The organism is Actinophytocola sediminis, assembly GCF_054779715.1.
Genome location: NZ_BAAGXS010000060.1, coordinates 58991 through 82485, shown reverse-complemented (window position 1 = coordinate 82485; position 23495 = coordinate 58991). Strand labels below are relative to the sequence as shown.

Below are 23495 nucleotides of genomic sequence, written 5' to 3'. Positions count from 1 at the left end.
CGGCCGATCGCGCCGAGCGCGCTGGCCAGGCTCAGCGAGTCCGCGCCGGAGCCGCGCGCGCCCTGGCCGGCCGACGTCCGCCAGGAGCTGGTGTCACTGCTCGGCGCCGGCGACGGGCTGATCGACGTGGTCGAGGCGCTCGACCGGACCGGGCTGTGGGCGCGGCTGTTCCCCGAGTGGGGCGCGGTGCGCGACCTGCCGCCGCGCGACGCCGCGCACGTGTGGACCGTCGACCGGCACCTGGTCGCCGCGACCGCGCACGCCGCCAGGATGGTGACCGGCGTGTCCCGGCCGGACCTGCTGCTGATCGGCACCGTGCTGCACGACCTCGGCAAGGGCCGCGACGCCGACCACTCGATCGTCGGGGCCGCGCTCGCCACCCAGGTCGGCGAGCGTCTCGGGCTGGCCGGCCAGGACGTGGCCACACTCTCGGCGATGGTCCGCCACCACCTGCTGCTCCCGCACACCGCGACCCGCCGCAACATCGAGGACGAGTCCACCGTGCTGCGCGTCGTGGAGACCCTCGACGGCGACCCGGTGCTGCTGGAACTGCTGCACGGCCTCGCCGAGGCCGACTCGCTGGCCACCGGCCCCGGCGTGTGGTCGGACTGGAAGGCCACGCTGGTCGCCGACCTGGTCAGCCGCTGCCGGGCCACCATGGCCGGCGAACGCCCCGAGGGCCCGAAACCACTGGAGCTGGCCGCCCGCGTACTGGCCGAGTCCGTCGCCGCGTCAGGCCGGCCGGACGTGCTGATCGACACCGGCAAGCCGGTCACGACCATCACCATGGTGGCCCCCGACCATCCCGGCCTGCTGTCCATGGCCGCCGGCGTGCTGGCCCTGCACTCACTCCGGGTGCACGCCGCCGAACTGCGCGCACACGCCGGCGTCGCGGTCGACACGTTCACCGTCTCGCCCAGGTTCGGCTCCCTGCCCGACCCCGCCCTGCTGCGCGAGCAGTTCGCCAGGGCGGTCTCCGGCTCCCTCCAGCTGGCCGAGAAGGTCGCCGCCAAGGAACGCGACTACGCCGACCGCCTGGACGACCCACCCGAACCCCGGATCCGCTGGTTCGACGACGAGGCCGACGGCGGCGCCGACTCACCCCACCTGGTCCTGGAACTCCGCGCCGCCGACCGCCTCGGCCTGCTCCACGACATCGCCGGCGCCCTGGAACGCTGCGGCGCCGACATCATCTGGGCCCGCGCCATGCAGGTGGGCGGCACCGCCATCGCCTCCTTCTGCCTCACCCTCACCACCCCCGCCCCCACCCACCGAACCCCCCTGGAACAGGCCGTCCTCACCGCCTGCCGCGCACAACCTGAGTAGTTCCCCCCACCTCACCCCGCGTGCCATCACGCTCCCGCCCCACCCCCGCCTCCACGAAGCTGAACCCGCACACCGGGGAGGGTGTGCGGACGTCGGGGCGGGGCTCGTCGAGGGGTCGAGGCCCGCCCCGACCCCTCTCCACCCCGCGAGTCCAACCCTCGTGACACGCGAGTCCAACGCTCCGGTTCGGCGAGTCCACCGTGCCCGCCTCGCGAGTCCGACGCTCCTGCCCGGTGAGTCCACCGTTCCCGCCCCGGCAGGTCCAACTTTCCCGCCGCGCGAATCCACCGTTCGCGAGCGACTAGGCTCGACGTCGTGTTCGACACTCTCTCCGACCGGCTCACCTCGGTCCTGCAGAACCTGCGCGGCCGTGGCCGGCTGTCCGAGGCCGACATCGACGCCACCGCGCGCGAGATCCGCATCGCGCTGCTGGAGGCCGACGTCGCGCTGCCCGTGGTGCGGACGTTCATCGCCAACGTCAAGGAACGCGCGAAGGGGGCGGAGGTCTCCGGCGCGCTGAACCCGGCGCAGCAGGTCGTCAAGATCGTCAACGAGGAGCTCGTCGCCATCCTCGGCGGCGAGACCCGGCGGCTGAACCTGGCCAAGACCCCGCCGACGGTGATCATGCTCGCCGGCCTCCAGGGTTCAGGTAAGACCACCCTCGCCGGCAAGCTCGCTCGCCACCTCGTCGTCCAGGGCCACACGCCCCTGCTCGTCGCCTGTGACCTGCAGCGACCCAACGCGGTGACCCAGCTCCAGGTCGTCGGTGAGCGCGCCGGGGTGCCCACCTTCGCGCCCGAGCCGGGCAACGGCGTCGGCGACCCGGTCGACGTCGCCCGCCGGTCGATCGAGGAGGCCAAGCACACCCAGCACGACGTGGTCATCGTCGACACCGCCGGCCGGCTGGGCGTCGACGAGGAACTGATGCGTCAGGCCGCCGACATCCGTGAGGCCGTGCAGCCCGACGAGGTGCTGTTCGTGGTCGACGCGATGATCGGCCAGGACGCGGTCACCACCGCCGAGGCGTTCCGCGACGGCGTCGGGTTCACCGGCGTGGTGCTGACCAAGCTCGACGGCGACGCCCGAGGCGGCGCCGCGCTGTCGGTCCGCGAGGTCACCGGTCAGCCGATCCTCTACGCGTCCAACGGCGAGAAGCTCGAGGACTTCGACGCGTTCCACCCCGACCGGATGGCCAGCCGCATCCTCGGCATGGGTGACGTGCTCACCCTGATCGAGCAGGCGGAGCAGGCCTTCGACCAGGACCAGGCAGAGGCCGCGGCCGCCAAGATCGGCACCGGCGAGCTGACCCTGGAGGACTTCCTGGAGCAGATGCTCGCCGTGCGCAAGATGGGCCCGATCGCCAACCTGCTCGGCATGCTCCCCGGCGCGGGCCAGATGAAGGACCAGCTCTCCCAGGTCGACGACAAGCACCTCGACCGGCTGCAGGCGATCATCCGCGGCATGACCCCGGCCGAGCGCAACGACCCCAAGATCATCAATGCCTCCCGCCGGCTGCGTATCGCCCACGGCTCCGGCGTGGCCGTCCGCGAGGTCAACGACCTGGTCAACCGCTTCTACGAGGCGCGGAAGATGATGCAGCAGATGGCCGGCCGGTTCGGCCTGCCAGGCGCGAACCGGGTCAGCAAGACCCGCAAGGGCAAGAAGGGGAAGAAGGGCAAGGGCCGCGGCCCGACGCCGCCCAAGGTGCGCGGCGGGCTGCCCGGAATGATGCCCGGCGGTATGCCGGGTGGCATGCCCGACCTGTCCCGGATGCCCCCCGGCCTCAACGAGCTGCCGCCCGGCCTCGCCGGGCTCGACCAGCTGCCGCCGGGGTTCGACCCGAAGAAGTTCAAGATGCCCAAGAACAAGGACGACAAGGACAAGTAGCGTCGAATGACGGCCCTGCATCTGCGTGGCGTCGTGCTCCCGGAGGGGGAGGAGCGCGACCTGTGGATCGTCAACGGACGCATCCGCACCAAACCGGTGCCCGGTGCGCGCACCGTCGTGGACGGCGGCTTCCTGCTGCCGGGCCTGGTGGACGCGCACTGCCACGTCGGCATGGCCGAGACCATCGACCAGGCGGCCGAGCAGGCGATGGCCGATCGCGACGCGGGCACCCTGCTGATCCGCGACTGCGGCGCGCCGATGGACACCAGCCCGCTGCAGGAGCGCCTCGACCTGCCCCGGCTCATCCGTGCCGGCCGGCACATCGCCCGGCCGAAGCGCTACATCCGCGGTCTGGCCGAGGAGATCGACGACCCGGCGCTGCTGCCCGAGATCGTGGTCGAGCAGGCCGCGTACGGCGATGGCTGGGTGAAGCTCATCGGCGACTACATCGACCGCGAGACCGGTGACCTCGACCCGCTGTGGCCCGACGACGTGCTCACCGCGGCGATCAGCGCCGCGCACGACGCCGGCGCGCGGGTCACCGCGCACGTCTTCGGCGCCGACGCCCTGCCCGGCCTGATCGAGGCCGGCATCGACTGCATCGAGCACGGCACCGGGCTGACCGACGAGACGATCGCGGCCATGGTCGAGCACGGCACGGCCCTGGTGCCCACGCTGATCAACATCGAGACGTTCCCCGGCATCGCGGCCGGCGCGACCAAGTACCCGCGCTACGCCAGCCACATGCTCGACCTGCACCGCCGGGTGCGCACCACGGTGTCCTCGGCGATCGAGGCGGGGGTGACGGTGTACGCGGGCACCGACGCCGGTGGCGGTATCGCCCACGGCCGGCTGGTCGACGAGATCATCGCCCTGCACGAGGCCGGCCTGTCCCGCGAGCAGGCCCTGGCCGCCGCGTCCTGGCGGGCCCGTTCGTGGCTGGGTTGGTCGGGCCTTGAGGAGTCCTGCGCCGCCGACGTCCTCGCCTACGAGACCGACCCGCGCGCGGATCTGACCGTCCTGCGCACGCCGACGCGCATGATCCTCCGCGGCCGCGTCATCGCCTGAGCTTCCTTTTCGCGCAGCATTGGTGCTGCTCGTCCGGTTCTATCGGGTAGTTGACGGACTACTGTCGAATAAATGACAACGGAACGGGAAGTGACGGAGGCCAGAACCAGCCTCACCGAACCCCCGGTACGCACCCACAAGTGGGGTTTCGGGGCCTTCCTGATCGTCTACGCCGTGTTCGTGCTCTCCGCCGTGGTGATCGCGGCGCTCGTCGGCACCATCGCCCCGCGGTCGGTCGACTCGGCCACCGTCATCCTGCTCGGCACCATGATTCCGACGCTGCTCGCGACCGGCACCGCGTTACTGGTCACCAAGCTGCGGGGCAACGGCCCGAAACGCGATCTGCGCTGGTCCTTCGACCGCGCCGACCTGCGTGCCGGGTTCAAGTTCGGCATCCTCGGGCTGGTCTGCACCACGGCCGCCGCGGTGCTGTGGACCAACTTCGTCGGCGACGAGAACGCGTCCTCCGCGGTCGGCAGGCTGGTCGAGAACGACCGGATGCCGCTGGCCGCCGCGATCACCATGTTCCTGTTCATCTGGCTGGTCGGCCCGGTCTGCGAGGAGATCATCTACCGCGGTCTGCTGTGGGGCGCGCTGGAGCGGCTGAAGTGGGGCCGGTGGGCGGTGTTCACGTTGACCACGGTCATCTTCGCGATCAGCCACCTCGAGCCGCTGCGGACGTCGCTGCTGTTGGTGATCGGCATTCCGATCGGCCTGGCCAGGCTGTTCACCGGCCGGCTCGGGGCCAGCGTGGTCGCCCACCAGATCAACAACTTCCTGCCGGCGCTGGCCGTCCTGCTGGTCGCGATCGGGGCGATGCCCGCCTGAGTGGAGCTGTCTGGCAGAATGTGCGGCTGTCCGCCGTGGCCGGACCCTCTCACCGTGCCATGGCGTCACCGAACTTCGGGCAACGGTGTTTCCGCAACCCCACGCGGATACGCGGGCGCCCAGAACCACATCGACAGGGAGCACCACAACAAGTGGCAGTCAAGATCAAGCTGCAGCGTCTCGGCAAGATCCGGGCGCCGTACTACCGAGTCATCGTCGCCGACGCCCGCACCCGTCGTAGTGGCCGGGCGATCGAGACCATCGGTCGGTACCACCCGAAGGAGGAGCCGAGCCTGATCGAGGTCGACTCCGAGCGCACCCAGTACTGGCTGGGGGTCGGCGCCCAGCCGACCGAGTCGGTCCAGCGGATCCTCGAGATCACCGGCGACTGGCAGAAGTTCAAGGGTCTGCCGGGCACCGAGGGCACCCTGAAGGTCCGTGAGGCCAAGCCGAGCAAGCAGGAGCTGTTCGACGCCGCCCTCAAGGCGGCGGGCGAGGAGCCGACGACCGAGGCCACCACCCCGAGGAAGAAGGGCGGCGCCAAGAAGTCCGAGGCCAAGAAGGCCGACGAGAAGCCCGCGGATGAGGGTGCCAAGGAAGGGTCGTGAGTTTCTTGGCTGATGCTCTCGAGCATCTGGTGCGCGGCATCGTCGACAACCCGGACGATGTGCGCGTCGAGCTGGTGACTACTCGTCGTGGTCGCACGCTCGAGCTGCACGTCAATCCGGATGACCTCGGCAAGGTGATCGGCCGGGGCGGACGTACCGCCACGGCGCTACGCACCGTCATGGCCGGCATCGGTGGCCGCGGCATCCGAGTGGACGTCGTCGACACCGACCAGTAGATGGCGGAACTCCTACTGGTCGGCCGGGTGGCCAAGGCGCACGGCATCGCCGGCGAGCTGGCCATCGACATCCACACCGACTCACCGGACGAGCGCTTCGCTCCCGGGGCCGTGTTCGCCGCGCGGCTCCGGGATCGTTCGATCCGCAACGTCACGGTCGCGACGGTGCGCGCCCACTCCGGCCGGCTTCTCGTGCGGTTCGACGAGGTGCCCGACCGTACGGCCGCCGAGGGGCTGCGCGGCGCCCAACTGCTGGTCGACGCGGCCGACCTGCCGCCATCCGACGACCCGGACGCCTACTACGACCACGAGCTCGAGGGCCTGGCCGCGGTACTGGTCGACGGCACCGAGATCGGCCGGGTCAGGGAGATCGCCCGCAGTCCGGGCGGCGAGCTGCTCGTGGTCGAGCGCGCGGACGGCACCGAGGCGCTCATCCCGTTCGTCCGCGAGATCGTCCCGCAGGTCGATGTCGCCGGCGGTCGCCTGGTCGTCGACCCGCCGGAAGGCCTGCTGAGCTAAGTGCGCATCGACGTCGTCTCGATCTTCCCCGAGTACCTCGACCCGATCCGCCAGGCGCTGCTCGGCCGCGCGATCGACCGTGGCCTGCTCTCCCTGGACGTCCACGACCTGCGGAACTGGACCCACGACGTGCACAAGGCCGTCGACGACAGCCCGTACGGCGGCGGCCCCGGCATGGTGATGAAGCCGCAGATCTGGGGCGCGGCCCTGGACGAGGTGTGCGCGTCCGGCACCCCCCGGCTCGTGGTGCCGACACCGGCCGGCCGGCCGTTCACCCAGGCCCTGGCCAGGGAGTACGCGGCGCAGCCGTGGCTGGTGTTCGCCTGCGGCCGGTACGAGGGCATCGACCAGCGGGTACTGGACGACGCCGCCCGCCGGATGCCCGTCGACGAGGTGTCGATCGGTGACTACGTGCTGGTCGGCGGCGAGGTCGCGGTGCTGGTGATGGTCGAGGCCGTTGCCCGGCTGCTGCCCGGCGTGCTCGGCAACCCGGCCTCGGCCGAACAGGACTCCTTCTCCGACGGCCTGCTCGAGGGCCCGAGCTACACCCGCCCCGAGGTGTGGCGTGACCTCCCGGTGCCCGACGTGCTCCGCTCGGGCAACCACGCCGCGATCGACCGCTGGCGCCGGGACCAGGCGCTGGCCAGGACGTTCCACCGGCGACCCGACCTGCTGGCCGCCCTGCCGGACGGCGCGCTCGACAAGCACGACCGCGCCCAGCTGGAGCGCCTTGACGGGGGCGAGTGATCCCCCGGTGTAGTGCGGGGGTCAACTCATGACATACTTGGCCAGTTGCTGCGACCGGGTGGCGCCTGGGCGCACTCGACGTTGACTTCCCCCGAGGTTGGCTTGAGACAAGTCACCGCGCTCTGGGACGCACGAACGACGATGAGGACGGATACACCGATGAACACCCTGGATGCCCTGGACGCCAAGTCGCTGCGCGCTGACATCCCGGACTTCCGCCCGGGAGACACGCTGAAGGTCCACGTCCGCGTCATCGAGGGCTCGCGCGAGCGGGTCCAGGTCTTCAAGGGCGTGGTCATCCGCCGCCAGGGTGGTGGCATCCGGGAGACCTTCACGGTCCGCAAGATCTCCTTCGGCGTCGGTGTCGAGCGCACCTTCCCGGTGCACTCGCCCAACATCGCCAAGGTCGAGGTCGACCGCCGCGGCGACGTCCGGCGCGCGAAGCTGTACTACCTGCGTGAGCTCCGCGGCAAGGCCGCCAAGATCAAGGAGAAGCGCGAAACCGCGCCGACGTCCTGACCCGCGGCGACACGACGAGCCTCCGCGATCTACCGTAGCCTGGTTTCGTGGTCACCCCTGTGCAAGCGCCATCGCCTGAGGATGATCCGGACCGCACCGAGCGGATCGCGAGGGCGGACCTCGAACCCGAACCACCGCTGGAGCAGTCTGCGGTGCCGGATGACGGCGTCGATGGTGATGGTGGCGATGGCGACGAGGACGGCGAGGGTGACTCGCCGGGTCGGCGGCGTCGAGGCCGGCATCGTCGGCCCCCGAAGAAGCAGCCGCTGTGGCGTGAGCTGCTGACGCTGGTCGCGGTGGCGTTGCTGCTCACCTTCCTGATCCAGCAGTTCCTCGGCCGCGTCTACTCCATCCCGTCCGGTTCGATGGAGCAGACGCTGCACGGCTGTCCCGGGTGCACCGGTGACCGCGTGTTGGTCGACAAGCTCGTGTACACTTTCCGCGACCCCTCACCGGGTGACGTCGTGGTCTTCCAGGGCCCGCAGTCCTGGACCGAGAACGACGTCGAGGCGCCACGCTCCAGCAACGTCATCGTCCGCGCGCTACAACAGGTCGGCGCGCTGATCGGCATGGCCCCGCCGGACGAGCGCGACTTCGTCAAACGAGTGGTCGCCGTCGGCGGCCAGACCGTCCAGTGCTGCGACGACGACTGGCGGGTGCTGGTGGACGGTCGTCCGCTGGACGAGCCGTACGTGTACTGGCAGAACGGCAAGCCGGACGGCCGGCAGCGCTTCGACCCGGTTCTGGTTCCCGAGGGCACCCTGTGGGTGATGGGGGACAACCGCAGCGACTCCTGCGACTCCCGTTGCCAGGGCGGTGGCGGCGTTCGCGGCGTGGTGCCGATCGACAACGTGATCGGCAAGGCGAGGTTCATCGTGCTGCCGCCGTCGCGCTGGCAGGGCGTCGGCGACCACAACCCGCAGGCCGGCATCCCACTCGCGCTCGGCGCGCCGGCCTGGCAGCAGGGTCTGCCGGCCGCACTGGGTCTGCTGGCCGCCTGGCCGGTCCTGGCGGTCAGCCGCAAGCTTCGCCGGCGGCGTCCCCGGCCTCCTGGCGGCTGAGCGGGTCGAGGCCCGAAAAGATACCTCCGCCACGCGGGCTGCGCGGCGGTGAGGAGCAGACGGGGCACCGGTAGTCTGCACAGGTGGCCGACGTCGCACATTCCGGGAACAGCAGGGACAACGAGGACGAGGGGGACGACCGGTCAGAGCCGGATCGTGAGCCCGTCGCCGGGCGTGGCCGCAGGCGCAAGAAGCAGCGCTCCTTCTGGAAGGAGCTACCGATCCTGATCGGGGTCGCGCTCCTGCTCGCGCTGGTCATCCAGACCTTCATCGCGCGCGTGTTCGTCATCCCGTCGGAGTCGATGGAGCAGACGCTGCACGGCTGCCCCGGCTGCTACGGCGACCGCGTGCTGGTCGACAAGCTCGTCTACAACTTCACCGAGCCCGAGGCGGGTGAGGTCGTGGTGTTCGAGCGGCCGGACACCTGGAACCGGTCGGAGTTCCAGTCCGACCGGTCGAGCAACGCCTTCGTCTCCTGGTTGCAGGACGTCGGCGCCGCGTTCGGCCTCGCCGCCCCGGACGAGGACGACGTGGTCAAGCGGATCGTCGCGGTGGCCGGCCAGCGGGTCGAGTGCTGCGACGACCAGAACCGCGTGCTCGTCGACGGCAAACCGCTGGACGAGCCGTATGTGTACTGGTCGGGTGGGGCGGCGGAGCAGGAGCCGTTCGAGCCCGTCACGGTGCCGGAAGGCCAGCTGTGGGTGTTGGGCGACAACCGCAACCGCTCCTGTGACTCGCGCTGCCAGGGCGGCGGCGGGACCAACGGGCTGGTGCCGGTGGACAACGTCATCGGCAAGGCACGCTTCATCGTGCTGCCGCCGTCGCGCTGGCGCGGCGTCGGCGACCACAACCCGCAGGTGACGAACGTTGCGCTGCAGCTCGGGCTGCCGCTGGGCGCCGGCCTCGTGGCCGCGTTCCCGACCATCTGGCTTGGCCGGCGAGTGCGCACCGCCGTAAGGTCCATCCGATCGAGCGAATCTTCGGGATCCGCAGGAGACAAGCAGTGACCCTGGCCCACCTTGACTGGCTGGAGTCGCGTCCCCCACGGGCGATCATGCGGCGCGATTCTGGTAACTGGGGGTTACAGGCCGCGCTGGACCGCCGAGGCCTCGGCCCGGTGGCCGGCGTGGACGAGGCGGGCCGAGGGGCCTGCGCCGGTCCCCTGGTGATCGCCTCCTGCGTACTTCGTCCCGGCGACGCCGCCCGGTTCGAGGGCCTGACGGACTCCAAGCTGCTCACTGCGGCGGCCCGCGAGCGGATGTACGACCTGATCCTCAAACGGGCAGTCGACTACGCGGTGGTGGTCGTCCCAGTAGAAGAAGTCGACCTGATCGGTGTACACGTGTCCAACATCGAGGGAATGCGCCGGGCGATCGCCCAGCTGCGCACACACCCTGGGTATGTGCTCATCGACGGCTTCCGGGTGCCCGGCCTGACCGCGCCGAGCATGCCGGTGATCAAGGGCGACCGGGTGATCGCCTGTGTGGCGGCGGCGTCGGTGCTGGCCAAGGTGACCCGCGACCGGATCATGACCGAACTGCACGAATCGCTGCCGGTGTACGGGTTTGACGAGCACAAGGGCTACTGCACCGGCACCCACGCCGAGGCGTTGGCCGAGCACGGCCCCAGCCACGCGCACCGGTGGTCGTTCGTGAACGTGGCGTCGGCCGGGCTCGCGCATCGGCTGCGCGCGCCACATCCGGTGGCCTTGAGCGTTGCCGCGACCGCCGTGGTTCAGAATGGGAGGTCGACCCCCGTCGAGCAGGAGGAGCGCGAAACCGTATGAGCGCGGAGGATCTCGAGAAGTACGAGACCGAGATGGAGCTGCAGCTCTACCGGGAGTATCGCGACATCGTCAGCCAGTTCGCCTACGTCGTCGAGACCGAGCGGCGGTTCTACCTGGCCAACGGCGTCGACGTGCAGGTGCGCGACTCCGACGGTGAGGTGTACTTCGAGGTGCGGATGTCGGACGCCTGGGTGTGGGACATGTACCGCCCCGCCCGGTTCGTCAAGAACGTCCGAGTCATCACGTTCAAGGACGTGAACGTGGAGGAGCTGGACAAGCCGGAGCTCCGCCTGCCGGAAGAGGGCCCCTTCGGCACCTAGCCCATACCACATCCCGCCAAATCCTCCGGCCCAAAAACCGGACTTATCCACAACCGCCCCACCTGTCCACAGTTAGCCCCCACCCCCTGGCACCACCGCCCACCCCCCGGGACCGTTGGTGCCATGACACCCCCACCAACCCGCCCCACACCACCACACCTCGTCACCGGCACCCGGGGCGAGGACCTGGCGACGCGCTACCTCGAACAACAGGGCCTGGTGGTCCTGTCCAAGAACTGGCGCTGCCGAGAAGGCGAACTGGACCTGGTGGCCACCGACAGACGAAAACTGATCGTCTGCGAGGTCAAGACCAGGACCAGCACCAACTACGGCCACCCGGCCGAAGCGGTGACCGGCGAGAAGGCCAACCGCATCCGCCGCCTGTCCCGCCAGTGGCGAGCCGCCCACGAGGTCGGCTGGTGCGAAGAACGCTTCGACATCATCGCCATCACCTGGCCCCCGGACGGCGAACCGACGCTCCAGCACTTCAAGGCCGCGTTCTGATGCCCCTGGCCCGCACGTGGTCGGTAGCCCTGTTCGGCGTCGACGGCGTGGTAGTCGAGATCGAAGCCGACATCGGCGGCGGCCGCCCGAGAACCCAGATCGTCGGCCTGCCCGACGCCTCCCTCAACGAGGCCAAGGAACGAGTCCGCGCCGCCATCCGCAACAGCCGCGAGGAATGGCCAGGTGAACTGGTCACCCTCGCACTGTCCCCAGCCGCGCTCCCCAAAGGCGGATCCAGCTACGACCTGGCCCTGGCCTGCGCCGTCCTGGTAGCAGCAGGCGGAGTCCCACCCGACCGCCTGACCGGCACCGCCATGATCGGCGAACTGGCCCTGGATGGTCGCGTCCGCCGAGTCCGCGGCGTACTGCCAGGCCTGCTGGCCGCCCGCAGAGCTGGCCTGCACCGCGCCATCGTCCCCACCTCGACCCTCGCCGAAGCCGCCCTGGTCACCAACCTGGAGGTCTCCGGCGCCGACTGCCTACTGGACGTCCTGACCTGGCTCCGCGGCGACGGCAGCGCCCTCCACCACCCAGCCAGACCCCACCACCCCCCACCCCAGCCAACCCCCGACCTCCGCGACGTCATCGGCCAACCAGAAGCCCGCTGGGCGCTGGAGGTAGCCGCCGCCGGCGGCCACCACCTCCTGCTGACCGGCCCACCGGGAACGGGCAAAACCATGCTCGCCGAACGCCTCCCCGGCCTCCTCCCACCCCTGACCGACGAACAGTCCCTGGAAGTCACCGCGATCCGCTCGATAGCCGGCACCCTCGCCCCGGAGTTCCCGCTGATCACCGTCGCCCCCTTCGTGGCCCCACACCACTCCACCTCGGTCCCCGGCCTGATCGGCGGCGGCTCCGGCCTGGCCAAACCGGGCGCCATCAGCCAGGCCCACCACGGCGTCCTGTTCATGGACGAGGCCTGCGAGTTCGGCCCCCACCGCCTCGAATCCCTACGCACAGCCCTGGAACAGGGCGAAATACGCCTGGCGAGAAGAGACGGCGTCTGCCGCTACCCCGCGGCGTTCCAACTGATCCTCGCGACCAACACGTGCCCATGCGCCCCACCAAGAGACTCCGACTGCACCTGCTCCCCCCACGCCAGACGCAGGTACATAGGCCGCCTCTCCGGTCCGCTGCTGGACCGAGTCGACCTCAGAGTCCGCATGCGCCCCATGACCGCCATGGCCGCAGCCGACATAACGCCCCCCGAACCAACAGCCCAAGTCCGAGCCCGAGTCGACAAGGCGCGCCGGAAAGCCGCCGAACGCTGGCAAAAACACGGCTGGCTGACGAACGCCCAGGCCCCAGGCCCAGTCCTACGCAGAGAGTTCGCCCTACCAAGCAAAGCAACCGCCCTCCTGGACAGAGGCCTCACCATCGGCGCGGTCACCGCCAGAGGCGCCGACCGCTGCCTGAGAGTCGCCTGGACCCTCAGCGACCTGGCCGAAGCCGACAGCCCAGGCCCCGACCACGTAGCCGCCGCCCTCGAATTCCGCGACCGGAGAGCCGCATGAACCCCCAAACCCCCAGCCTGATCGGCCGCCTACTGGCCAACCAATGCGCCGCCGCCCGCAAACCAGGCACCCCCAACACCTCCCAACCCACAACCACCAACCAACCCCCCAAACCCGAACCCAGCCAACGACCCCCCACCGCCCCAGACCGGATCACTCCAGGCCCGGCCACTCCAGATCCGACTGCTTCAGGTCTGGCCGCTTCAGATCCGGCCACTTCAGACCCAGCCACCCCAGAATCGGCTGTCGCAGGCCTGACCGCTCCAGACCTGGCTGTTTCAGACCCAGCCCTTCCAACCTCGCCTGCTTCAGATTCAGCCGACCCCGAACTGCCTGTCCCCAAACCAACTGCCCCTGAACCAACTGTCCCCCAACCAACTGCTGCCGAGCCGGCCTCCCACGAACCGACGGTGTCTGGACTGATCGCCTCCGAGCCAGCCGCTTTCGATCCCGCTGCCCCCAAATTGACCACCTCTGCTGAAGCCGCCATCCCGCCCGCTGGCCCAGCGCCCGAGACAGTCGCCTGTCAACCGCCCGGTCCGGAGGTGGCCAGTTCCCAACAGATCAGTCCTGAACTGACCCGCTCCCACCCCACCGGTCCCACACCTGCCGATCCTCAACCGACCGTTCCCGATCCGACCGTTCCCACCATCGCCCCCACCCAGCCCCACCGACCCAAGGCCGATCAGCACCCGACCAGCTCACCACCCTCCAGAACCAAGACTGCCACCGCAAGCGACGAGTACCGCCTTGCCCGCGCCTACCTGATGCGCGTCGCCGAGCCGCCCGCCGCCGCGCTGCTCTCCCTCGTTGACGCAGTCGGTCCGGTGGCCGCCGCGGCCGCCGTGCGGGCGGCGGACGTACCCGATCGCGTACTCGCCGAGACCTCCGCCCGTCGACATCTCGAACTCGCCGAGAGCGACCTGGTCGACGCCCAACGCGCCGGCGCCCGACTGGTCGTGCCGGAGGACGAGGAATGGCCCGCCTGGCCACTGCTCTGCCTCGCCGCCGCCTGCGACCGAGGCCAGCGCTGGGCCGGCTCCCCGCTCGGGCTGTGGGCCCGCGGGCCGGCACGGCTGGCCGACACCTTCGAACGCGCGGTGTCGGTGGTCGGCGCGCGGTCCGCCACCGGGTATGGCGACTACGTGGCCGCCGACATCGGCCACCACCTCGCCAGGGCAGGCATGACCGTCGTCTCCGGCGCCGCTTACGGAATCGACGGTGCCGCCCATCGCGGTGCGCTCGCCGCGGACGGGCTCACCGTCGCGGTCCTCGGCTGCGGTGTCGACGTCCACTACCCGGCCGGTCACGCCACCCTGATCGATCGGATCGCCGCTCGCGGTCTGGTCCTGAGCGAGTACCCGCCGGGCACCCCGCCGGCCCGCTACCGGTTCCTCGTCCGCAACCGGCTGATCGCGGCGCTGTCCACCGGCACCGTGGTGGTGGAGGCCGGGATCCGCAGCGGCGCCCGCAACACCGCGACAACCGCCGCCGCCCTCGGCAAGGTCGTGCTCGCCGTGCCGGGACCGATCACCTCCGCCACCTCCGCCGGCTGCCACGACCTGCTACGCACCGGTACCGCGATACTCGCCGGGTCGGTGCCGGAGATCCTCGAATCCGTTGGGCCGGTCGGCGAGCACCTGGCAGAACCGGCCCAAGGCCCGACTCGCCGTACCGACGGACTGACCGGCGAGGCGTTCCGCGTCCACGAGGCGCTCGGTCGCCGCACCGGACGCACACCCGCTCGAATCGCGGTCGAGTCCGGTGTGCCGATCGATCGGGTCCGCGCGCTGCTGCCCGAACTGGAACTCACCGACCTCGCGCAACGGTGCGACGAGGGCTGGCGCCGGGCACCAGAACCATGAGCCGCCCAGGTAACGCGTGGCGGTGCTTGACTCGATCCCCGTCCATGACGGAGCGTCGCCACCATGGCTGGAAGACGATCGGCTGGCAAACGGGTCGATCTCCACCGGATCCGCGACCTCCTGCCGACTGCGGCACGGGAGGTCGTCCACAACTACGAACGCCACCTCGCGCTCGAACGAGGACTGTCCGCACACACCGTCCGGGCCTACATCGGTGACGTGGTCTCCCTGCTCGGTTTCCTCCACGGCCTGCCCATCCTCGGCGCCGGCGCGCACGCCGACGATGGCAGAGATGCTGGCAAAGGCGCTGGCAGGGACGGCGGCAGGGACGGAAGCAGGGACGGTGGCGGCGAAACTGTCGGCGAAACCGGCAGGGAAGACACCGCCGCCGAGGCCGGCGAGGTGGCGGCCCGCGCCGGGGACCGGAGCGGCGGGCGGGGGATGGCCGCGCTCGACCTCGCCCTGCTGCGGGCGTGGCTCGCCGCGTTGCGTAGTGCCGGCACCGGGCGCACGACGTTGGCCAGGCGATCGGCGGCGGCTCGTACGTTCACCGCGTGGGCGCATCGGCGCGGCCACCTGGCCACCGATCCCGGCGGTCGGCTGGCGTCGCCTCGGCCGCGGCGGACGTTGCCGTCGGTGTTGCGCCAGGAGCAGGCCAGCGACCTGCTGACGGCGTCCGGCTCCGGTGCGGCTGAGCGGGATCCGGTCGCTCTGCGTGATCATGCGCTGCTCGAACTGTTGTACGCGACCGGGGTACGGGTTTCCGAGCTGAGTGGCCTGGACATCGACGACGTCGATCTTGGGCGACAGGTTGTCGTCGTGTTGGGGAAAGGAGGGAAAGAACGAACGGTGCCCTTTGGTGAGCCGGCCGCGCGGGCGGTGCGCGAGTGGCTCACCCACGGGCGTCCAATACTGGCGAGGCCCGCCTCACCACGTGCTCTTCTGCTCGGAGCGCGCGGTGGCCGGTTCCAACCGAGCAGCGTTCGACGTATCGTGCACGAAGCGCTGAGTAGTGTTCCGGGTGCGCCCGTCATGGGACCGCACGGCCTGCGTCACACTGCCGCGACTCATCTGCTCGAGGGGGGTGCCGATCTTCGTAGCGTCCAGGAGCTGCTTGGTCACGCTACGCTCGCTACCACCCAGCTATACACACACGTGACCGTCGAACGGCTGAAGGCAATACATGACCGAGCCCACCCCCGCTCCCAGTGATCTCGGGGAAGTCTTCGGGACACCGGTGTCGACGCATGCCGGCATGGCCGGCGCGTCGACCAATGGTCATGCCGTGTCGTTCGGTGTCGGCGACGCCGCCGGGGTGTTGCCCGGCGACCGGCGCACCTTCGACGACGTCGAGGCCGGCATCGTCGCGCTGTGGCGGTCGTTCGGCGAGCGGCGGGCGCAGCCGCTGCGTGATCGGCTCGTGCTGCACTACGCGCCGCTGGTCAAGTACGTCGCCGGCCGGGTGGGCACCGGGCTGCCGGCGCACGTCGAGGTCGCCGATCTGATCCAGTCGGGCATCTTCGGGCTCGTCGACGCCATCGAGAAGTTCGAGCCGGAGCGCGGGCTGAAGTTCGAGACCTACGCCATGCAGCGCATCCGCGGCGCGATCCTCGACGACCTCCGCGCGCAGGACTGGGTGCCCCGCTCGGTCCGCGGCCGAGCCCGTGAGGTCGAGCGCGCGCTGGAGCGGCTCGGCGCCCACCTGCGGCGCACGCCCACCGACACCGAGCTGGCCGCCGAGCTCGGGATCACCGTCGACGAGCTGCGCGAGACCTACGCCCAGCTCCAGCTCACCAGCGTGGTCGCGCTCGACGAGCTGGCCGCGGCCGGCCGGGGCGCCACGCCGCTGGCCGACATCCTCGAGGACCAGGAGGCGCTCGATCCGGTCGCGCTGCTGGTCGACCAGGACAACCGTCGTCAGCTGGCTGAGGCGATTCGGCATCTCACCGAGCGTGATCGGGTGGTGGTGACCCTCTACTACTTCGAGAACCTCACGCTCGCTGAGATCGGGCGGGTGCTCGGGGTCACCGAGTCCCGGGTGTGCCAGCTGCACACCCGCGCGGTGCTTCGGCTGCGCGCCAAGCTGCTGGAGAAGACCGAGGTCTGACTCGGGACGCGCGTTCCGTTATTCGTTGGTGGCCGGCTCCTTCCATGGCAGTAGCCGCACTCGTCCGGTGGACAGCAGGGTGAGCGGGTCGAGGTACTCGGCTCCTCGGCGAACGCCCCAGTGCAGGCAGGCTGGGGCGCCTCGGCACTGGGCGTGACCTGGGCGTAGGCGGCCGATCACGGCACCCGCGGGCACTCGGTGGCCGGGGGCGACCGTGGGGGTGATCGGCTCGTAGGTGGTGCGTAGACCGTTCGCGTGGTCTATCGAGACCACGCCGCGACCGGCCAGTTGGCCGGCGAACACGACCACGCCGTCGGCGGCGGCCAGTACCGGCTCGTCGACCTCGCCGCCGAGGTCCACGCCGCGATGTCCTGGGCCGTAGAGCGACGTGGGTGCCTGGAACGGGCGCAGTACCGGGTGGGGTGGGGCCAGCGGCCAGGTGAACCTCGTTCGTTGGGGAACTCGGGGCTCGGTGAATGGAGTGGTGGCTGCGGGGGTACTGGGTTGGGGAGCCGGCCTGGTGGGTGCGGCGGTGGTCATGCCCAGCAGGAACGGGGCAGTGAGCAGGGCGAGGAGGGTGTGGGCCAGGTGGTTGGGCGGGGTGGTTGGCATGGGGTCCACAGTGCCGGGGTTTGCGGGGGTGGGCTGGTGGGGTGGGGGAATCTGTGGACAAGTGGGTGGGTTGTGGACAACTGGCAGGTGGCGGGTTGGGTAGGCGGGGGGAGGAGAGGCCGACCGCGTACACTTCCCATCGCGGTCCGTATGAGCACGGATCGACTTCGCGTGTCAGTGCATCGGCCACGCGCTAACGGCATCCGGCGGTCCCTCAGTAGCAGCTTGCTGCGGGTCCGGCTGCCGGCACCGGCACCAGGGCGGCTCCCGAGCACGGGGGTCGCGGCAACCGACACCGCGCCAGGGCGGACACCCGGCGCGCAGAGTAGAAGAGGGTGCGAACCAGGCCATGGCCGTCGTCACCATGAAGCAACTGCTGGATTCCGGCGTGCACTTCGGGCACCAGACCCGCCGCTGGAACCCGAAGATGAAGCGCTACATCCTCACCGAGCGCAACGGCATCTACATCATCGACCTCGAGCAGACCCTGTCCTACATCGGGAACGCCTACGAGTTCATCAAGGAGACCGTCGCCCACGGCGGCTCGATCCTGTTCGTCGGCACCAAGAAGCAGGCGCAGGAAGCGATCGCCAACGAGGCGCTGCGGGTCGGCATGCCCTTCGTCAACCAGCGCTGGCTGGGCGGCATGCTCACGAACTTCTCCACCGTCCACAAGCGTCTCCAGCGCCTCAAGGAGCTGGAGTCCATGGAGCAGACCGGTGGCTTCCAGGGTCTCACCAAGAAAGAGATCCTGATGCTCACCCGCGAGAAGGACAAGCTCGAGCGCACCCTGGGCGGCATCCGCGACATGGCGAAGGTGCCGTCGGCCGTGTGGATCGTCGACACCAAGAAAGAGCACATCGCCGTCGGTGAGGCGCGCAAGCTCAACATCCCGGTCGTCGCGATCCTGGACACCAACTGCGACCCGGACGAGGTCGACTACCCGATTCCGGGCAACGACGACGCGATCCGCTCCGCCGCGCTGCTGACCAAGGTCGTCGCCGAGGCCGCGGCCGCCGGCCTGATCGCCCGTGCCGGCGTGCGCAACGGCGTCCCCGACGGCGAGGACAAGCCGGCCGTCGCCGAGGAGCCGCTGCCGGAGTGGGAGCAGGAGCTCCTGGTCGGCCAGACCGCACCGGCCGCCGCGCCGACCGCCGCCGCTGAGGCTGCCCCGGCCGCTGAGGTCGCCGTGCCCGCCGCTGAGCCCGCCGCTGAGCCCGCTGTGGAGGCCGCCGCGCCGGCAGCCGACGCCGCCACGCCCGTCGAGCAGCCGAGCGAGTCCTGACCGCAACCGCGCGCACATACCGAAAGAAGGATGGATAGAGCCACGATGGCTAACTACACCACGGCCGACCTCAAGCGGCTCCGTGAGCTCACTGGCGCCGGCATGATGTCCTGTAAGAAGGCCCTCGACGAGTCCGACGGCGACTTCGACAAGGCCGTCGAGATCCTGCGCATCAAGGGCGCCAAGGATGTCGGCAAGCGGGCCGAGCGCACCACGGCCAACGGCCTGGTCGCCGCGGACGGCGAGGTCATGGTCGAGCTGCTCTGCGAGACCGACTTCGTCGCCAAGAACGCCGACTTCCAGGGCCTCGCCGACCGCGTCATCGCGGTCGCCAAGGCCACGAAGCCGGCCGACCTGGACGCCCTCGCGGGCGCCGAGCTGGACGGCGGCACGGTCACCGCCGCCGTCGAGCAGCTGTCGGCCAAGATCGGCGAGAAGCTGGAGCTGCGCCGGGTCGTCGCCTACGACGGTCCGGTCGCCGCCTACCTGCACCGCCGGGACCCCGACCTGCCGCCGACCGTCGGCGTGCTGGTCGAGTACACCGGCGAGAACGCCGAGGCGGCCCGCGGCGCGGCCATGCAGATCGCCGCGATGAAGCCGAGGTACGTCACCCGCGACGAGATCCCCGAGGACGTGATCGCCACCGAGCGACGCATCGCCGAGGAGACCGCGCGCGAGGAGGGCAAGCCAGAGGCCGCGCTGTCCAGGATCGTCGACGGCCGGGTCAACGGCTTCTACAAGGACTATGTCCTGCTCGAACAGTCGTCCGTGCAGGACTCCAAGAAGACCGTGAAGGCCCTCCTCGACGCCGCCGGCGTGACCGTCACCCGGTTCGCCCGCTTCGAGATCGGCCAGTCCTGACAACAAATCCAGGATCCCAGGCAGTGCCCCGTCCTCGCGTTCGCCGAGGACGGGGCACAGTCCTGTAGTCACTCGCATGCGAGAGAGGAACGTCGTGATGGAAGGCCGCGGGCACGGGTTCCGCCGAGTTTTGCTCAAGCTGGGCGGTGAGATGTTCGGCGGCGGCGAGGTTGGCGTCGACCCGAACGTCGTGGCCGCCGTGGCCCGCCAGATCGCCGAGGTCGTGCGGGACGGCGTCCAGGTCTCGGTGGTGATCGGTGGCGGTAACTTCTTCCGCGGCGCCGAACTCTCCCAGCGCGGCATGGATCGGGACCGCGCCGACTACATGGCCATGCTCGGCACCGTGATGAACTGCCTGGCCCTCCAGGACTTCCTGGAGAAGCTCGGCATCGACACCCGGGTACAGACCGCCATCACCATGGGCCAGGTCGCCGAGCCCTACATCCCGCGCCGCGCCGAGCGGCACCTGGAGAAGGGCCGGGTCGTGATCTTCGCCGGCGGGGTCGGCATGCCCTACTTCTCCACCGACACCGCGGCCGCCCAGCGTGCGCTGGAGATCGGCTGCGAGGTCGTCCTGATGGCGAAGTCGGTCGACGGGGTCTACACCGACGACCCCAAGACCACCCCGGACGCCGAGATGTACGAACACGTCACGCACCGGACGGTGTTGGAGCAGGGCCTGAAGGTCGCCGACGCGACGGCGTTCAGCCTGTGTATGGACAACAACATGCCGATCATCGTCTTCAATCTGCTTGTCGAGGGGAACATCGCGCGCGCGGTGCGTGGTGAGAGGATCGGCACGGTCGTCAGCACTCCCTGACAGCGACCGGGGAGCCAACAACAGGAGCACGCTTTGATCGACGAGACACTCCTCGACGCCGAGGAGAAGATGGAAAAGGCCGTCTCGGTGGCCAAGGAGGAACTCGGCACGGTGCGGACCGGACGCGCGAACCCCGCGATGTTCTCGCGCATCGTCGTCGACTACTACGGTTCGCCGACCCCGCTCAACCAGATCGCCGGGGTCAGCATCCCCGAGGCCAGGATGGCGGTCGTCAAGCCGTACGACGTGAGCCAGCTCGCCGCCGTCGAACGCGCGATCCGCGACTCCGACCTGGGGGTCAACCCGTCCAACGACGGCACCATCATCCGCATCGTCATCCCTCAGCTGTCCGAGGAACGCCGCCGCGAGATGGTCAAGGTGGCCAAGAACAAGGGCGAGGACGCCAAGGTGTCCATCCGCAACGTGCGGCGCAAGGCCAACGAGGAACTGCACCGCATCGCCAAGGACGGCGAGGCCGGTGAGGACGAGGTGGCCCGTGCGGAGAAGGAACTCCAGCACACCACCGACAAGTACGTCACGCAGGTCGAGGAACTGGTCAAGCACAAGGAAACCGAGCTGCTCGAAGTCTGAGCCGGCCACCTCCCCATGACCAGTGACACGACCAGTGAACTGGCCGGCGTGCCTGCCGAAGGCCCCCAGCCGGCCGAGGAGAGCGCAGTGACGACCGGTGCCGCTCCAGCGGAGCCCTCGCGCGCCGGGCGCAACGTGCCGGTCTCCATCGCCGTCGCGTTGGCGATGGGCGCCGCTGTGCTGGTGCCCCTGCTGACCGTCCGGCACCTGTTCCTCGGGGTGATCGCGGTGGCCGTCGCGATCGGCACCGTCGAGCTGGCCGGCGCGCTCAAGCGGGGCGCGGACATCCGGATCGCGCTGCCGCCCGTGCTCGTCGGCGGGCAGGCGATGGTCTGGCTGGCCTGGCCCTACGGTCACAACGGCGTGCTCGCCGCCTTCGTGCTGACGGTGCTCGCGAGCATGGTGTGGCGGTTCCGTGGCGGGGTCGACGGCTATGTGCGTGACCTCGGCGCGTCGGTGCTCGCGGCGGCCTATGTGCCGCTGCTCGCCTCGTTCGCGGCGATGCTGGTGTTGCCGGCCGACGGCGTGGCCAGGGTGCTGTGCTTCCTGATCCTGGTGGTCAGCTCGGACACCGGCGGCTTCGTCTCCGGGGTGCTGTTCGGCAAGCACCCGATGTCCAAGGTCATCAGCCCGAGGAAGTCTTGGGAGGGCTTCGCCGGCTCGATGGTCTTCGGCATCACCGCCGGCATCCTGTCGGTGACCCTGTTGCTGGACGGGCAGTGGTGGCACGGCGCGCTGTTCGGCGCCGCGCTGGTGTGCACGGCCACCGTGGGGGATCTCGTCGAGTCGGTGATCAAGCGTGACCTGCGGATCAAGGACATGGGCAGTCTGTTGCCCGGCCACGGCGGCCTGATGGACCGGCTCGACTCGCTGTTGCCCTCCGCGGTCGTGTCCTGGCTGTTGTTGCGCCTGTTCGTGCCGGTCTGATGCGCATGGTGTCCAGAGCCCGGGAGCGGATCGCCGCGGTGCGCCGAGGGGCCGAGACACTGCCGAGCCCGAACATCTGGCACTGGCCGGAGGTCTACGAGGTCGAGAACCAGGCCCAGGACGCGGACGGCGCGATCTGGGCGGCGCTGGGCGACCTGGTCGACTGGACCGGCAGGGACGTCGTCGACGTCGGCTGCGGCGACGGGTTCCACCTGCCGAGGTTCGCGCGGACCGCGCGCCGAGTGGTCGGGGTCGAGCCTCATCTGCCGTTGGTCCGGCGCGCTCGCGCCCGGATCGCCGAGCTACCCACCGTCGAGGTGCTGCCGGGTGCGGCCCAGCGCCTGCCGCTGCCGGACGCGAGCATGGACGTGGTGCACGCGCGGACCGCCTACTTCTTCGGTCCCGGCTGCGAACCCGGCCTGGCCGAGGCCGACCGCGTGCTGCGGCCAGCCGGCCGGCTGGTGATCGTCGACCTGGATGTGCGGCACCGGCCTTACGGCGACTGGATGCTGGCCGACCTGCCGACCTACGACCCGCGCGAGATCGACGAGTTCTTCGCGCGACTCGGTTTCGGGTTCCGGCAGGTGTCGACGGTGTGGCGGTTCGCCAGCCGCCAGCAGTTGGCGAACGTGCTGCGGATCGAGTTCTCCGCGAAGGTGGCCGCGCGGGCGCTCACGGAGGTGTCCGGGCTGACGGTGCCGGTCGGCTACCGGGTGTTGCACCGCGCGAAGCCGGCCGGCCTGGTCATGCCCTAGCTCTCGGTCTCCGGATCGGTTTCCGTCTCGGTCTCGCCGAGGATGGCGTACAGCTCGCGCCGGGCCTCGTTGAGCACCTCGATCGCCCGCTGCTTCTGCCGTTCGGTCGCGGCGTTGGCCACCTGCACGGTCGCGCCCATCAGCTGACCGATCGCGTCGCGCAGCGACACGTCGCTCGGGTCGACGTCCTGGGCGATCTGCTCCCACGGGGGGTTGGTCTCGTGCTTGGCGGCGGCTTCCCGACCCTCGTCGGTCAGCGCGTAGTGCCGCTTGCCGCCGTTGCCCTCCGTGATCACGACCAGACCCTCGTCGGCCAGTAGCTGCAGGGTCGGATAGACCGAGCCGGGGCTCGGCCGCCAGTACTGCCCGCTGCGCTCGGTGATCTCCTGGATCATCTCGTAGCCGTGCATCGGGCGTTCGGCCAGCAGCGCGAGGATCGCGGCGCGCACGTCTCCGCGGCGACTACGCCGACCTGGGCCGCGCCGGTGGCCTCGGCGCCCGCCGTGCTCGCCGAAGGGCGGCCCGAAGCCGGGGCCGGGCGGCCAGCCGAACGGGGGACCCGGCGGTACCGGCGGGAACGGGCCGCGTGCCTGTGGCGGTGCGAACTCGCCGAACCCGCGGGGGTCGCCGAACGGCGGTGCCTCGTGGTGATGGTGCTCTCGGCGGCCGAATGTGGGGTGTCCGAATGTGGGACGCATGATTCCTCCTGTAGTTGATCATCGCGTGCTATCGCGATAGGTTTACGATAT

The 23495-nt window shown here is 70.2% G+C and carries 26 protein-coding genes; 24 read left to right on the top strand and 2 right to left on the bottom strand.

The window, feature by feature from the left end; all coding sequences use genetic code 11:
• The 18 genes from ACYVIP_RS29860 to ACYVIP_RS29775 all read left to right on the top strand — a co-directional run.
• Positions 1-1326: HD domain-containing protein (locus tag ACYVIP_RS29860; RefSeq protein WP_460402300.1), on the top strand; the 1326-nt coding region annotated here is incomplete at its 5' end.
• Between the two features lie 315 nt (positions 1327-1641).
• Positions 1642-3213, top strand: a complete 1572-nt coding sequence (gene ffh / locus ACYVIP_RS29855) for a signal recognition particle protein (protein ID WP_460402298.1) — start codon at positions 1642-1644, stop codon at positions 3211-3213.
• 6 nt (positions 3214-3219) lie between these two features.
• On the top strand, positions 3220-4281 hold the full coding sequence (locus ACYVIP_RS29850) for an amidohydrolase family protein (protein WP_460402296.1): 1062 nt from the start codon (positions 3220-3222) through the stop codon (positions 4279-4281).
• A 72-nt stretch (positions 4282-4353) separates the two neighbouring features.
• The gene (locus ACYVIP_RS29845) at positions 4354-5109 is read left to right on the top strand and encodes a lysostaphin resistance A-like protein (RefSeq protein WP_460402294.1); all 756 of its coding nucleotides are present in this window, start codon (positions 4354-4356) and stop codon (positions 5107-5109) included.
• A 152-nt stretch (positions 5110-5261) separates the two neighbouring features.
• Positions 5262-5717: a 30S ribosomal protein S16 gene (rpsP, locus tag ACYVIP_RS29840; protein WP_460402292.1), complete on the top strand. Its 456-nt coding sequence runs from the start codon at positions 5262-5264 to the stop codon at positions 5715-5717.
• Positions 5714-5953, top strand: coding sequence for an RNA-binding protein (locus ACYVIP_RS29835; RefSeq protein ID WP_075128707.1), 240 nt, complete (start codon positions 5714-5716; stop codon positions 5951-5953). The genes rpsP and ACYVIP_RS29835 overlap by 4 nt, the downstream gene beginning before the upstream one ends.
• Complete coding sequence (gene rimM, locus ACYVIP_RS29830) at positions 5954-6472, top strand: ribosome maturation factor RimM (RefSeq protein WP_460402290.1); 519 nt, start codon at positions 5954-5956, stop codon at positions 6470-6472.
• Positions 6473-7219 carry a tRNA (guanosine(37)-N1)-methyltransferase TrmD gene (gene trmD / locus ACYVIP_RS29825; RefSeq protein WP_460402288.1) on the top strand — a complete coding sequence of 249 codons (747 nt, stop codon included), beginning with the start codon at positions 6473-6475 and terminating at the stop codon, positions 7217-7219.
• A 159-nt stretch (positions 7220-7378) separates the two neighbouring features.
• Positions 7379-7738, top strand: coding sequence for a 50S ribosomal protein L19 (gene rplS / locus ACYVIP_RS29820; RefSeq protein ID WP_460402286.1), 360 nt, complete (start codon positions 7379-7381; stop codon positions 7736-7738).
• A 47-nt stretch (positions 7739-7785) separates the two neighbouring features.
• Positions 7786-8799 (top strand): signal peptidase I, encoded by a 1014-nt coding sequence (lepB, locus tag ACYVIP_RS29815; RefSeq protein ID WP_460402284.1) that lies wholly within the window; start codon positions 7786-7788, stop codon positions 8797-8799.
• 83 nt (positions 8800-8882) lie between these two features.
• Positions 8883-9806, top strand: coding sequence for a signal peptidase I (lepB, locus tag ACYVIP_RS29810; protein ID WP_460402282.1), 924 nt, complete (start codon positions 8883-8885; stop codon positions 9804-9806).
• Between the two features lie 47 nt (positions 9807-9853).
• The gene (locus ACYVIP_RS29805) at positions 9854-10585 is read left to right on the top strand and encodes a ribonuclease HII (protein WP_460402310.1); all 732 of its coding nucleotides are present in this window, start codon (positions 9854-9856) and stop codon (positions 10583-10585) included.
• On the top strand, positions 10582-10905 hold the full coding sequence (locus ACYVIP_RS29800; RefSeq protein ID WP_460402280.1) for a DUF2469 domain-containing protein: 324 nt from the start codon (positions 10582-10584) through the stop codon (positions 10903-10905). The genes ACYVIP_RS29805 and ACYVIP_RS29800 overlap by 4 nt, the downstream gene beginning before the upstream one ends.
• 123 nt (positions 10906-11028) lie before the next feature.
• The gene (locus tag ACYVIP_RS29795; protein ID WP_460402278.1) at positions 11029-11409 is read left to right on the top strand and encodes a YraN family protein; all 381 of its coding nucleotides are present in this window, start codon (positions 11029-11031) and stop codon (positions 11407-11409) included.
• On the top strand, positions 11409-12923 hold the full coding sequence (locus ACYVIP_RS29790) for a YifB family Mg chelatase-like AAA ATPase (RefSeq protein WP_460402276.1): 1515 nt from the start codon (positions 11409-11411) through the stop codon (positions 12921-12923). Before ACYVIP_RS29795 ends, ACYVIP_RS29790 begins: the two co-directional genes overlap by 1 nt.
• 767 nt (positions 12924-13690) lie before the next feature.
• The gene (gene dprA / locus ACYVIP_RS29785; RefSeq protein WP_460402274.1) at positions 13691-14788 is read left to right on the top strand and encodes a DNA-processing protein DprA; all 1098 of its coding nucleotides are present in this window, start codon (positions 13691-13693) and stop codon (positions 14786-14788) included.
• A 63-nt stretch (positions 14789-14851) separates the two neighbouring features.
• The gene (locus ACYVIP_RS29780; protein WP_460402272.1) at positions 14852-16000 is read left to right on the top strand and encodes a tyrosine recombinase XerC; all 1149 of its coding nucleotides are present in this window, start codon (positions 14852-14854) and stop codon (positions 15998-16000) included.
• Positions 15972-16895: a FliA/WhiG family RNA polymerase sigma factor gene (locus tag ACYVIP_RS29775; protein ID WP_460402270.1), complete on the top strand. Its 924-nt coding sequence runs from the start codon at positions 15972-15974 to the stop codon at positions 16893-16895. The genes ACYVIP_RS29780 and ACYVIP_RS29775 overlap by 29 nt, the downstream gene beginning before the upstream one ends.
• Before the next feature lie 18 nt (positions 16896-16913).
• Here the strand turns inward: ACYVIP_RS29775 and ACYVIP_RS29770 are convergent, their stop codons facing one another.
• Positions 16914-17507: a M23 family metallopeptidase gene (locus ACYVIP_RS29770; RefSeq protein WP_460402268.1), complete on the bottom strand. Its 594-nt coding sequence runs from the start codon at positions 17505-17507 to the stop codon at positions 16914-16916.
• A gap of 349 nt (positions 17508-17856) precedes the next feature.
• Here ACYVIP_RS29770 and rpsB point away from each other — a divergent pair, with 349 nt between their 5' ends.
• From rpsB to ACYVIP_RS29740, 6 genes are all read left to right on the top strand, one after another.
• A complete protein-coding gene (gene rpsB / locus ACYVIP_RS29765) occupies positions 17857-18792 on the top strand; it encodes a 30S ribosomal protein S2 (protein WP_460402266.1) in 936 nt (311 codons plus the stop codon).
• A gap of 45 nt (positions 18793-18837) precedes the next feature.
• Positions 18838-19653 (top strand): translation elongation factor Ts, encoded by an 816-nt coding sequence (gene tsf, locus ACYVIP_RS29760; RefSeq protein WP_460402264.1) that lies wholly within the window; start codon positions 18838-18840, stop codon positions 19651-19653.
• 76 nt (positions 19654-19729) lie between these two features.
• A complete protein-coding gene (gene pyrH, locus ACYVIP_RS29755; RefSeq protein ID WP_460402262.1) occupies positions 19730-20473 on the top strand; it encodes a UMP kinase in 744 nt (247 codons plus the stop codon).
• Positions 20474-20506: 33 nt separating this feature from the next.
• Positions 20507-21064 (top strand): ribosome recycling factor, encoded by a 558-nt coding sequence (gene frr / locus ACYVIP_RS29750; protein WP_460402260.1) that lies wholly within the window; start codon positions 20507-20509, stop codon positions 21062-21064.
• A gap of 15 nt (positions 21065-21079) precedes the next feature.
• The gene (locus tag ACYVIP_RS29745) at positions 21080-21991 is read left to right on the top strand and encodes a phosphatidate cytidylyltransferase (protein WP_460402258.1); all 912 of its coding nucleotides are present in this window, start codon (positions 21080-21082) and stop codon (positions 21989-21991) included.
• Complete coding sequence (locus tag ACYVIP_RS29740) at positions 21991-22746, top strand: class I SAM-dependent methyltransferase (protein ID WP_460402256.1); 756 nt, start codon at positions 21991-21993, stop codon at positions 22744-22746. The genes ACYVIP_RS29745 and ACYVIP_RS29740 overlap by 1 nt, the downstream gene beginning before the upstream one ends.
• Here the strand turns inward: ACYVIP_RS29740 and ACYVIP_RS29735 are convergent.
• Positions 22743-23444 carry a PadR family transcriptional regulator gene (locus tag ACYVIP_RS29735; RefSeq protein ID WP_460402254.1) on the bottom strand — a complete coding sequence of 234 codons (702 nt, stop codon included), beginning with the start codon at positions 23442-23444 and terminating at the stop codon, positions 22743-22745. The two genes, ACYVIP_RS29740 and ACYVIP_RS29735, sit on opposite strands and share 4 nt — an antisense overlap.
• Between the last annotated feature and the right edge of the window lie 51 nt (positions 23445-23495).